8 protein-coding genes, 1 rRNA gene and 1 pseudogene are annotated in these 12013 nt (G+C 53.5%); 8 read left to right on the top strand and 2 right to left on the bottom strand.

Annotated features, from left to right (window positions below; all coding sequences use genetic code 11):
* Positions 1–244 precede the first annotated feature (244 nt).
* The 8 genes and pseudogenes from rrf (at position 245) to WS61_RS34880 (ending at position 8143) form a co-directional block, all read left to right on the top strand.
* Positions 245–357, top strand: a 5S ribosomal RNA gene (gene rrf / locus WS61_RS16300).
* Positions 358–410: 53 nt separating this feature from the next.
* Positions 411–968 (top strand): annotated as a pseudogene (locus tag WS61_RS16295) (IS3 family transposase); the annotation flags it as partial.
* Positions 969–1600: 632 nt separating this feature from the next.
* Positions 1601–1915, top strand: coding sequence for a hypothetical protein (locus WS61_RS34895; RefSeq protein ID WP_157692741.1), 315 nt, complete (start codon positions 1601–1603; stop codon positions 1913–1915).
* 180 nt (positions 1916–2095) lie between these two features.
* On the top strand, positions 2096–3928 hold the full coding sequence (locus tag WS61_RS33550; protein ID WP_157692740.1) for an ATP-binding cassette domain-containing protein: 1833 nt from the start codon (positions 2096–2098) through the stop codon (positions 3926–3928).
* Position 3929: 1 nt separating this feature from the next.
* Positions 3930–5291, top strand: coding sequence for an ATP-binding protein (locus WS61_RS34890; RefSeq protein ID WP_157692739.1), 1362 nt, complete (start codon positions 3930–3932; stop codon positions 5289–5291).
* Positions 5292–5392: 101 nt separating this feature from the next.
* Positions 5393–6442 (top strand): hypothetical protein, encoded by a 1050-nt coding sequence (locus WS61_RS34885; RefSeq protein ID WP_157692738.1) that lies wholly within the window; start codon positions 5393–5395, stop codon positions 6440–6442.
* Between the two features lie 205 nt (positions 6443–6647).
* Positions 6648–6968, top strand: coding sequence for a phospholipase D-like domain-containing protein (locus WS61_RS36080; protein ID WP_373557123.1), 321 nt, complete (start codon positions 6648–6650; stop codon positions 6966–6968).
* The gene (locus WS61_RS34880; protein ID WP_157692737.1) at positions 6965–8143 is read left to right on the top strand and encodes an ATP-binding protein; all 1179 of its coding nucleotides are present in this window, start codon (positions 6965–6967) and stop codon (positions 8141–8143) included. The genes WS61_RS36080 and WS61_RS34880 overlap by 4 nt, the downstream gene beginning before the upstream one ends.
* A 70-nt stretch (positions 8144–8213) precedes the next feature.
* Here WS61_RS34880 and gyrB read toward each other — a convergent pair whose 3' ends face one another.
* Entirely contained in the window at positions 8214–10688 is a 2475-nt protein-coding gene (gene gyrB, locus WS61_RS16285) for a DNA topoisomerase (ATP-hydrolyzing) subunit B (RefSeq protein ID WP_059501502.1), read from the bottom strand.
* Between the two features lie 193 nt (positions 10689–10881).
* On the bottom strand, positions 10882–11988 hold the full coding sequence (gene dnaN / locus WS61_RS16280) for a DNA polymerase III subunit beta (RefSeq protein ID WP_034208731.1): 1107 nt from the start codon (positions 11986–11988) through the stop codon (positions 10882–10884).
* Positions 11989–12013: the final 25 nt, after the last annotated feature.

The following is a 12013-nucleotide window of genomic DNA, read 5'->3' as shown; positions in this document are numbered from 1 at the left end:
GGTGTGTAAGCGCAGTAATGCGTTCAGCTAACCGATACTAATTGCCCGTAAGGCTTGATCCTATAACAAGTCTGTCTCGATGCCCGTTAGCGCTTTAGCGCTTACGGACATCGAGCGTCGAGTGCAAGGCACTCGACGTACGACGGTTGAAGTACCGCATACGTGTGAGATACAGCTCACAACCCAAAATTACTGCTTCTTCCAAGATTGGTTGCGCTGCGAAGCAACGCAACAACCCTCTTTGCCTGATGACCATAGCGAGTCGGTCCCACCCCTTCCCATCCCGAACAGGACCGTGAAACGACTCTACGCCGATGATAGTGCGGATTCCCGTGTGAAAGTAGGTAATCGTCAGGCTCCCCTCAAGACAGAAACCCCCGCCCGATCAGGCGGGGGTTTTTGCATTGGTGCGGCCCAAGCACATCGTGACCGCGGTCAACGAAATCTGGAGCATGGATTTCGTTGCAGATGCCTTGTTCGATGGGCGACGCCTTCGGACGCTGACCGTCGTCGACAACTACACACGAGAATGCCTGGCCATCGAGGTCGGACAAAGTTTGAAGGGAGAGCATGTGGTCGAAGCGCTGACGCGTATCACTGCTATGCGCGGGCACCCTGCCACGATCAAGGTCGACAATGGTAGCGAATTCATCTCGAAGGCAATGGACCGGTGGGCGTATGAACATGGCGTTGAGCTGGATTTCAGCCGACCGGGCACGCCCACTGACAATGCCAAGGTCGAAAGCTTCAATGGGCGCTTCCGGCAGGAATGCCTGAACGCGCATTGGTTCTTGTCATTGGCCGATGCGCAGAGCAAAATCGACGACTGGCGCACGTACTATAACGGGGTTCGTCCCCACTCCGCATTGCAGTGGATGACGCCCGCCGAATTCGCCCGTCAGGCAAGGGAATCCGCCTCGCCTGACAACTCAACCAAGCCGGAAATCTCCACTTCTGACCGGGACTAATTCCGGTTCAGGGTCATTTTAACCTCGGCCTCTAACTGCAGTTCGGACTAGAACCGGGGGCAGGTCATTTCCGCCGCAGGAAATTAAGGTACAGGTCTAGATATGGATGGGCGAGACCTGCGGGGCGGCAGGCACGGTGACGGGAATCCCTGGCAGATACATAAGTTGCCCAGCGTTGAATTCCGTCAGTCCGGCCTAATGGGGATGTGCGGCCTATCAGATGCTTTCTTGCCCGCAGGCTTGCACACGTGGGACACGCCCACCCTTGAGGGCGCATCGAAGGACGACGGCCGGGAACGTATCTTCATCGTAATGGTTGCCGACGGTGAGCGTCGAGAGAAGCGCCGGAGGCTGAGAAGTGAGGGAACGCGAGCGCACGTGTCTTACATTGAGCCAGCTGGGCCACACGAAGCATGGTCTCGTCATTACTTCTGCTGCCTTACTCCGTAAATCGGCAGCATTCAGTCCTGCTATTGATCTGCCGAATATTGTGACCACCTTCGGTACAAAGGTTGTAACGTTACAAAGCCAGATGACCGCTTCTTCGAGCTTGTACTGAGCTTGCGGACTTCTGTACACTTCGTATCTAATCTAGATAGACGCGTGTGTATAGTCAACTGAGGCCCAAGTAGATGTCAATTACCGAGAGACGCTTCCCCGTTCCAGAAGACGACGGCAAATTCATCAATGATGCGCTGGCGCATCTCGGGTTCCACTCCGACTCGCAATTGGAGACCCTTGCCGATCTTGCAAAGCATACGCTCAGCAAGGCGCGACAAGGTGCGCAGCAGCTCGGGCCGTGGAATCGGGCAAAAATCCTCGATCTTCGCGCATATTTCGGCATCCGGAGCGCCATCCTTGCTTGTTTTGGTAGGAAGGGGCGAGATTGGATTGCATTAGACCGACGACAAATGGTTGTGTCGAACGAAGACGATGCTAGACAGTAGGTTGCACTATGTATTCGATAGATGCCCCAATTAGCATGTGGCAATATATCCCCTTTCATACGGGGTTGATGCATATTGAGATTACTAATCCGTACTTGGTTGGGGGCTATTTAATAATTGTGAATGGCGTCACGATATAAAACCAGTTTGCGGAAGATAAATTCACGTGAGCAGAAGAGCTTGAAGAAATCGGAAAATATCGGCGATCGTGTGATGGCACGAGCGCGACGTGGGGCGTCGACCGAGCTTCGGCTCGAATCAGGCGCTACTATTTATGTGCGACCATTTGCCCCGGTAGGAAAGGGCGATAGGGTATTGGTCGAAAAAAATAGTCATGATATAAAAATAATATTAGATGAAAATAACGATTTGTTAGATATTGGCGGCTCATGGTCTGTTTCGCATTGTGTTAATATTGGGCACGAGACTATTGATATAGTAATTAAGGAAGTGGAGTCTGATGATGAGCTATCGGGGCTTGATGGCTTGAAGCAGTTTCATTATCGTGGTGAAAAAATGGCCGGTCGTGCGGTACCGCTTATCGCGGTAACTTCGCATAGATTTTTGCCAAAGGTTATTGGATTTGTTGAAATAACTTCCGCATTACTCGTAAATACTGCGCGAAAAATTGTCTTGGATCGACCATTCTCGGATTCTGAAAATGACGTCCATTGGCAACGATGGGATATGAGCACGGCAAAGCGCCATACAAAAAGACTGGCACGGATTTCTCGCTGTGTAGTTTATCCTGAGCTTCGTGGACTTGGGGTCGCATCAAAACTCGCGAGCGCTGCGACGATTTACGCGCGTGATCGCTGGCATTACGGTGGAAGTCGAGCTGTATTTCTTGAGATTACAGCAGATATGCTTCGTTTTGCCCCCTTCGTATTGGGGGCTGGCTTTACCTATGTCGGAGATACAGAAGGGAATGAGGAGCGCATGCTTCGGGATATGCGCTATCTCTTGAGCAGAACTATTAAGAGTGGGGAGCAGGGCGATTTTCCTCAAGGTGGTGGCGGAATTATGAGCCTACAACGCTCGTATGCTACCATGTTATTGGGAGTGATGAGTCGACGTAATATCGGGCTAGAAAGCCTACTTAATGTCCTTCGGCGATCTCCGGAGACACTGACGGATGACGAGTGGATTGCGTTACATCGTGTATTTCGGCGTCCCAAACCGACATACATGTATGGCCTTACTCCTGCTGCATCAAAACACCTTCAAGCGGTTGCGCCAATTGCGCGTCCAATGTCCAATGGGACGAGTCTTCTTAGAAATAGACCATTGGCTTTCGGGGAAAAATTGGTCACGATTCGCGACTTAAGTATTCGGACTTCCGTCGCTCCGTCTTCTAGCCCTCGTGGTCGGAAAGTTGCTGAGGCATTTGGCATCGTTGCGAAGCGAGTCGAAGCTAATCTGATTTCAAATTTGGATCTAGACATCGAGTCTGGAGACATCGTTTTAGTTACTGGACCAAGCGGCACCGGAAAGTCTGTCATACTGCGCGCCGTGTATCAAAGTCTTACGAATATGCATTCGTTACCGGAGGGAATCGCCATACAGAGTGGTGACATATCGGGCACTGATCGCGTATCCTGGGTTACCCAGGTTGATTTAGGAAAGGCGCCGGTGGACTTGCTTGAAAATGTTAGTCTTGAACATGCATTGTCACTGCTTGGTGTTGCAGGTTTAGCAGAGTCATCATTGTTCGTACGGCCGGCGGCTACACTTAGCGATGGGCAGAAATATCGTTTGGCTATTGCATGTGCCTTGGCAGAGGATCCTGAGGTATTGTTCGTAGATGCGTTCTGCGAGCCGCTAGACGATCTTTCAGCTGCTGCAGTATGTAAGGGCTTGCGGGGATTGAGCAAGCGAACAGGAAAAGCGATTGTTGTTGCTACGGCGTCACCAGATCGGCTTCTCGCTGCACTAGAGCCTGATATTGTAGTACAGCTGCTGCCTGGCCGAACTGTGAAGGTTCACAAGAGACCAGAGTTATCCGGAGTTTAAAATGAAAACAAAGAAGGTTCTTACCACCTCAAAACTGAGAGCCAATGAGTCGACAGCTTTACTTAATTTTGATTCTGTGAATCGGGCGGTAGTGATAGGTCGGCGTCTTGATTCTTCCAGTGGTCGACTGGGGTTGATTGGGAAAGTTGCCGAGGGTGCGCAGGCCTCAAACGCTCTGGATGCAGGAGTTTGGTTGGATTTATCGTTTCCTCATGTAATTGGAATATTTGGATCAAGAGGAAGCGGGAAAAGCTTTGATTTAGGAGTGATTGCCGAATCGGTTTCTGGGGCAGGGGCAATTAATGGTAGTAGCGATCAGACGTGGTCAACTGTAATATTTGATGTCCAGGATCAATTTTGGACTATCGCCAGAGAGCCGAGCGAGAATTTGAGTGAAGATCGGCATCAACTGGATGCGATTGGTCGATGGGGGCTCTCGACCGCATCTATTCCAAATGTTCGTTTATGGGCGCCCGCAGGATATCGGACTCCGTTAAACAATGTAACTACGTTGCAAATATCCCCTTCTCAACTTACCGTTGATGATTGGCTGGCATTGCTACAGTTGGAGCGATTCTCTTCTTTGGGGCAGGCTCTTATTACGCTGGTTCGCAATTTTCCCGACGAAGCTCCTGCCGGTCTAGCCACGAGATGTATTCCTAGCGGTATTTTGTCATCATTTCAGACATCGACGATCGAAGGCTTGTGTTGGCGTCTCGAGTCTCTAGCGGGATCGCAGCTGATCGGCACATCAGCAGTCGCACTCGAACAACTGCTGTCGCCTGGCTGTGTTTCTGTAATATTAATGCGTCAGTTAGGTGATTCGATGCGTGCTCTCGTTGTCGGGGTTCTCACGAGAATGCTTGCAGATCGTATGAGCGTCCATCATCAAACTCGCCGAGTGGCGCGTAGACTTGGGGGCGGCACATCGGATGGTTCTAATTTGCCTGACCGGCTGTGGCTATTTATCGATGAGGCGCATGTAGTAGTCCCAGCAGGAATGGGAACAGCGGCCACCGGTCCGGTGATTGACTACGTTAAACGAGGACGAGATGCTGGGCTCTCGATGGTGTTCGCCACTCAGCAACCTTCTGCAGTTGATCCTCGCCTAATGAGTCAGGTAGATATGACGATCACGCATTTTTTGGGCTTCGAAACGGATCTTCAGGCTGCAGTCGCGCGGATGCCCACTAGAGCATCATTCACCTACGACGTCGGCTCGTCTCGGGGTGTCGACTTACCCGACGTCCTTCGAGCGCTTGATCCAGGGGAGTGTCTTGTAGCCGATGCTGCCAGTGGACGGGCGTTTGCTGCTCAGATTCGACCGAGAGTCACGGCCCACGGTGGGAACACTCCAACATGATGCAAAGGCGCGTATACAACCGAGCACAAGCTGAGGCAGAGTTTGTTCATGCATTGACAAGGCAAGTGGGTTACACAACCGGGGCATTTAGCATCCGCCGAATGGCTGGTATCGTGACATTATTCGACGATGCAAGTGCCTATCAGTTTGAACTCACAAAGCGTCTAACGGCTGTCGGTCAAGCTGGTGAATCATTAACTGAAAAATATGCAACAGATATCCTAAATTTTGCGTCGGAACTTGGAATTATTTCAAAGCTGCAAGGGGCGAGTGCGCCTCATTTAAGTAAATATATATTAACTGATGCGGGAGTGTCTATTCGGGCTGCGAGAGCTGTAAGCCCGGAGTTGGAGAAAGTTATACTCGAGCATCTGATCTTGGAAAACGACGCGGATGCGTATTTGAGAGTGCTTTGGTTGCTTGAGAGCGAACAAGGAAAGACGGCAGATAGTCTTGCTGCGGATTTTCGCGATTTGGTGTTCGAGTCGCGCCAAGCACGATTTGGTTGGATGCAAGAGGTATTTCCGAGTAAGCCAGTTTTGATGCGCCTTGTAAAAACGGGTGGTTCGCAAGTCCACTGGCTAAAAACAAATCGTCTTAATGTGATAAGCCTGGATCGTCCAAGCTCCGACTTTGGGCGACATCATTTTTCACCCCGGAAATCTTGGGCTGTAGAGCTGGATCATTATGATCCGGAAAATAGAATTTTGACACCGGCCGGTCGGAAATTTCTGGACTGTGCGAAATGGAAAGGAGATTGGGCGGCCAATCATTGGATAAGTCCGACTTTGGAATGCATGGCATTTCTCCGTGTTCCACAGAAAGGTGAGTTGTTTGGTGGAATGGCACCCACTTTAGATTTGCTCCGTCCAACGGGTGAACTGCACGAGCCAAACGAAGATTTGATATTGGCTACTCGGGAATTTTTGTACGATGCGTTTGGTCATATTAGATTGGTTCACGCGCGACAAGCCTTGACTGCACCGGTCACTTACTTTCTTCTCGATCAAGAAAGGAAACTTGGGGCGCGTTACGAAAAGGAAGTACTATTACAGATCATCGCTCGCACGTATGGAGACGAGTTTGCTTTTTTTTCAAGTAGATCGGGAGCGTTGGCGTACTATCAATTAAGGAAAAACAATAATGGCTAATGTTAAGGTGCTTCCGACTCGACAATTTTCGACGTCCTTTCGGACATTGCTTGCGGAAGGGCCGAGCGCTCTGACGATTGTGTCGCCATTTTTGACTCCGGTAAAAGGGTGGGCATCTATTCTTCAATTTTCGAGGTTCGTTCTTTCTAGAGGGACGTCAAAATTGGAGATTGTGACTTGCCCGCCACTTAACGATAATCACGGAATGGCTTGGCCTAATTGTATTACGCTCTCAGAAGCCGAGCTTATTGAGGCGGAAGGGGTTTCGTTGAAAATCAGGGAAACTAACTTGCATGCCAAGCTCTATTATTTTGAATTTGAAGAGCCGGCGCGATATGCCGCATTTATAGGAAGTTCGAATTTTACAGCAGGTGGTTTTGAGCGAAACGACGAAACTATGGTTCGAATAGAGCATCCTGACGATCGGGAAGAGGTGCGTCGAGAAGTCGCTCGGCTTTCCACCCAGGGAAGCTTTCCATACCAAATCTGGAAAAGCAGAAAATTCACAATGAGGGCACCAAAATGAGCGCAATTGAGGAGTTTGGTCTAACTAGTGATCCCTTTGCGATCACGGTAAGCGATGTGTCAGTGCATCGATGGGCAGGTAGAGAGCACGAAAAGAAAATTCTCTTAGACGTCGTAGATAGTGTTCGTGTGTCAGATATTGGCTCAAGCGAATTTGTAATTGTTCATGGGGATTATGGTGCGGGAAAATCGCACGCATTGCGTTATCTCGCAACAAAGATTAATGAAGACGATGCTGATCACTATAAAGGAAAGGCAATTTATCTTCAGACTGTTCGCGTCAGTCAAAAAGTTCAATTTGTTGAGATTTATAAGGTAATAATCGATCAACTTGGTAAGGCCTTTTTTCAGTCGTTGGCAACTCATGTGTCGCATCAAGTTAACCAAGCAAAGGTTGATTATTTGCACGGCGCTGAGGCGAGCATAAAACCTCAGCTCATGGCGGACTCAAACCGTCTTACAAATGAGGCGCTCGAAAAAATGGCGCCCAAGAGTGCTATTCCATATATTAAACTCTTGATGCGCGCAAACGACGATATAGATCGTGTTTGGGATTTTTTGCGAGGCGACGGGCAGGTTTTTCCTGAGATTGGGCTTAGTTCTAAAATTAATAATGACTATAATGCTGTCGCGACGTTGGCTGGTATTTTTAAAACTATGACAGCAAAGATTGGTTCTGTTGCTCCCGCATATGAGGCTGTCTATTTATTTGTTGATGAGCAAGAAAATCTTGTTGAAATGAAGGCGGTGGAGTCTGTTCAGTTGCTTCAATCTTTTAGAGAGCTAATAAACCAACTGCCAAATTATTTTTGCATGATTTGGGGGTTTAGTGCGGATGCCGCGTTGATCGAAGCTGTTTTGCCTAGCCCTATTTTGCAAAGGTTGACTCGAAAATATATCGAGCTTCCGGCAATGCAGCCTGAGGAGGCTAAGGAATTTGTGCGGGAGCAGCTTGTTGGGTTTCGGCGAGAAGGGTTCGATTCTCCAAGTGATTATTATCCTTTTTCTGAGGACGCGATCGATGCTGCTTTGGAGAGGATTATTGATATGACTCCTAGAAATATTTTCAAGGTTTTGCGTGCAATTTTGGAGCGCGCAATTAGGCGTTATGATTTGTTGCCGCCAAATGTTATTGACGCCGAGCTTGCAAGCAAGATTTTGGATTTGCAGACGTAATTAAACGTCGAAAATAAAAGCCGGCCACCATCGGCCGGCTTTGTAGTTTCGTTATTTTGCGTCAATGACGTCAAACGTCAATATTCCCCGCCCGCAACGCGTTCGACTCAATAAACGCCCGCCGCGGCTCGACATCATCCCCCATGAGGGTAGTAAAGATCCCATCCGCGGCAATCGCATCCTCGATCTGCACACGCAGCAGACGCCGCACGGCCGGATCCATCGTCGTTTCCCACAGCTGCTCGGGGTTCATCTCGCCGAGCCCCTTATAGCGTTGTTTGGAGACGTTGCGTTCAGCATCCGCCAGCAACCACTTCATCGCGCTCTTGAAGTCCGCGACAGCCATGCTGCGCTCCCCGCGCTTGATGACCGCACCTTCCCCAATAAGCCCCTTGAACGTATTCGCCGTCGTCACGAGCTGCTGATAATCCGCCGTGTGCTGGAATTCCTGGTCGATGACCGAAACCCGCACGTTGCCGTGATGCGTCCGTTCGACATGCAGCGACCGCTGTTCGCGAACCGCGTCATACGAAGGCACGACCCGCACTTCGTTCTTCAGCGCGTCGTCATGCAGCGCCGCGTGCAGCGCCTTCGCCGAAGCCTCGGTCGAAGCCTCGCTGGAGAGATCGATCACGACCCCATCCATGACCGCTTCCAGCGCTGCCGGGTCATACAACCGGCTCAACCGCTCGATCACGCTCTGCGACAGCAGATACGATCGTGCCAGCTCCCCAAGCGCATCGCCCGAAATCGCCGCCGCATTCTCACCCGGCACCAGCTCCGACCCTTGCAGCGCCAACCGCAGCATGTGCGCGTTGAGCTCCACATCATCCTTCAGATACCGCTCGTCCTTACCTGCCTTGATCTTGTAAAGCGGCGGCTGCGCGATATACACGTACCCGCGTTCGATCATGTCCGGCATCTGACGATAGAGGAACGTGAGCAGCAGCGTCCGGATGTGTGCACCGTCGACGTCCGCGTCGGTCATGATGATGATGCGGTGATAGCGGAGCTTCTCGAGGTTGTAGTCTTCCTTGCCGATGCCACAGCCAAGCGCCGTCACGAGCGTGACGATCTGCTCCGACGACAGCAGCTTGTCGTAGCGTGCCTTCTCGACGTTCAGCACCTTGCCGCGCAGCGGCAGGATCGCCTGAAACTTCCGATCACGCCCTTGCTTCGCCGACCCACCTGCCGAGTCACCCTCGACGATGTAGATTTCGCACTTCGCCGGGTCCTTCTCCTGACAGTCCGCGAGCTTGCCGGGCAGACCAACACCGTCGAGCACGCCCTTGCGGCGCGTCATCTCACGAGCCTTCCGCGCAGCATCCCGCGCCCGCGCAGCCTCAACGATCTTCCCGCAAATGATCTTCGCGTCGATCGGCGTCTCGAGCAGGAACTCTTCCAACGCCTTCGCCACAACTTCCTCAACCGGCGCACGAACTTCGGAAGAAACCAGCTTGTCCTTCGTCTGCGAGCTGAACTTCGGCTCCGGCACCTTCACGGACAGCACGCACGACAGCCCTTCGCGCATGTCGTCGCCGGTCGTCTCGACCTTCGCCTTCTTCGCGATTTCGTTGTCGGTGATGTACTTGTTGATGACGCGCGTCATCGCGGCCCGCAGGCCGGTCAGGTGCGTGCCGCCGTCGCGCTGCGGAATGTTGTTCGTGAAGCACAGCACGTTTTCGTTGTAGCTGTCGTTCCACTGCATCGCGACTTCGACGCCCACGCCGTCCTTCTCGCCGTTGGCGAAGAACACCGTCGGGTGCAGCGTGCTCTTGGTCTTGTTGATGAACTCGACGAAGCCCTTCACACCGCCGGCGAACGCGAAATCGTCTTCCTTGCCCGAACGCAGGTCGGTGAGGCGAATGCGCACGCCGTTGTTCAGGAACGAAAGCTCGCGCATCCGCTTCGCGAGGATGTCGTAGTGATACTCGACCGTGCCGAAAATGGTCGGATCGGCCATGAAATGCACTTCGGTGCCGCGGTTCTCGGTGTCGCCGGTCACGAGCATCGGCGACACTTCCACGCCGTCCACCACCTCGATCACGCGATCCTGCGCGACGCCGCGGTGGAACTCCATGAACCGCTTCTTGCCGTCGCGGCGCACGGTGAGACGCAGCCAGCTCGACAGCGCGTTCACGCACGACACGCCCACGCCGTGCAGGCCGCCCGACACCTTGTAGCTGTTCTGGTCGAACTTGCCGCCGGCGTGCAGCTCGGTCATCACGATCTCGGCGGCGCTGCGCTTCGGCTCGTGCTTGTCGTTCATCTTCACGTCGGTCGGAATCCCGCGGCCGTTGTCGGTCACGGAAATCGAGTTGTCGGCGTGAATCGTCACGTGGATGTCGTTGCAGTACCCGGCCAACGCTTCGTCGATCGAGTTGTCGAGCACCTCGAACACGAGGTGGTGCAGACCGGTGCCGTCCGACGTGTCGCCGATGTACATCCCGGGGCGCTTGCGCACCGCTTCCAGCCCCTCGAGGATCTGGATCGACGAAGCGCCGTAGCTGCTGTTATCGGGTTGCGAATTGTGCTGTTCACTCATGGATATCTTCCGGTTCTGCGGGGCCACTCTCGTGGCGGCGCGGTGCGTTTCAGCGGGGGGAAATCGCCGGCCGCTCGAGTTTCCTGGCCCGCCCCGGGCGCCGAAAAGGCACCGAAGGGGCGGGTTGTCGGTTCGCCATAAAAACGCCAAAGGGGCTTGCCGCCCCCTGGTGTGTGTCGCGATGTCGAGCGCGTCAGATGCGCATCGGCATCACGACATACTTGAACTCGTCGTTCTCGGGCACGGTGATCAGTGCGCTCGAACTGGCGTCGCCGAGGCTCACCTGCACGGTGTCGACCTTCAGGTTCGCGAGCACGTCGAGCAGATACGTGACGTTGAAGCCGATGTCGACGGTATCGCCCTGGTAGGCGATTTCGAGTTCTTCCTGCGCCTCTTCCTGATCGGCGTTGGTCGACATGATCTTCAGCTGGCCCGGCGCGACGATGCAGCGCACGCCCTTGAACTTGTCCGAGGTCAGGATCGCCGCGCGCTGCAGCGAACGCTGCAGTTCTTCGCGGCCGATCTCGAACGTGTTCTTGTGCGCCTTCGGGATCACGCGCTGGAAGTCGGGGAACTTGCCCTCGACGAGTTTCGACACGAGCTCGACCTGGCCGAACGTGAACTTGGCCTGGGTTTGCGCGATGTCGATGGTGACGGTGTCGTCGATGTCCTCGAGCAGGCGCTGCAGCTCGAGAATCGTCTTGCGCGGCACGATGACTTCCTGGCGGCCGAACGTGCCGCCTTCGAGCTTCATCGACGAGAACGCGAGGCGGTGGCCGTCGGTGGCCACGGCCATCAGCTGGTCGCCGTCGACGACGAGCAGCATGCCGTTCAGGTAGTAGCGGATGTCCTGCTGCGCCATCGCGAAGTGCACCATGCCGAGCAACTGGCGGAACGACTTCTGCGGGACGGTGAGCGTGGCGCCGAAATCCTTCGCCTGCGCGACGGTCGGAAACTCGTCGGCCGCCAGCGTCTGCAGCGCGAAACGGCTCTTGCCCGATTGAACGGTGAGGCGCTTGTCGGCGAGCGACAGCGTGACCTGGCCGTCAGGCATCGCGCGCAGGATGTCGAGCAGCTTGCGGGCCGCGACGGTGGTCGCGATCTGGTCGCCGCCGACGCCGAAATCGGCGCGCGTGGTGATCTGCAGCTCCAGGTCGGTCGACAGGAATGAAACGTCCGGGCCGTTCTTGGTGATCAGCAGGTTGGCGAGGATCGGCAACGTATGGCGGCGTTCGACGATGCCGCTGACCGTTTGCAGCGGCCTGAGGAGGGTGTCTCGTTCGGTCTTGACCAGTTGCATAGAGTTCCTTCGTTGAGTAACGGCC

The organism is Burkholderia sp. ABCPW 11, from assembly GCF_001523445.1.
GTDB lineage: Bacteria > Pseudomonadota > Gammaproteobacteria > Burkholderiales > Burkholderiaceae > Burkholderia.
The sequence above is the reverse complement of the archived record's forward strand: the minus strand, read 5'-3'. Positions and strand labels throughout refer to the sequence as shown.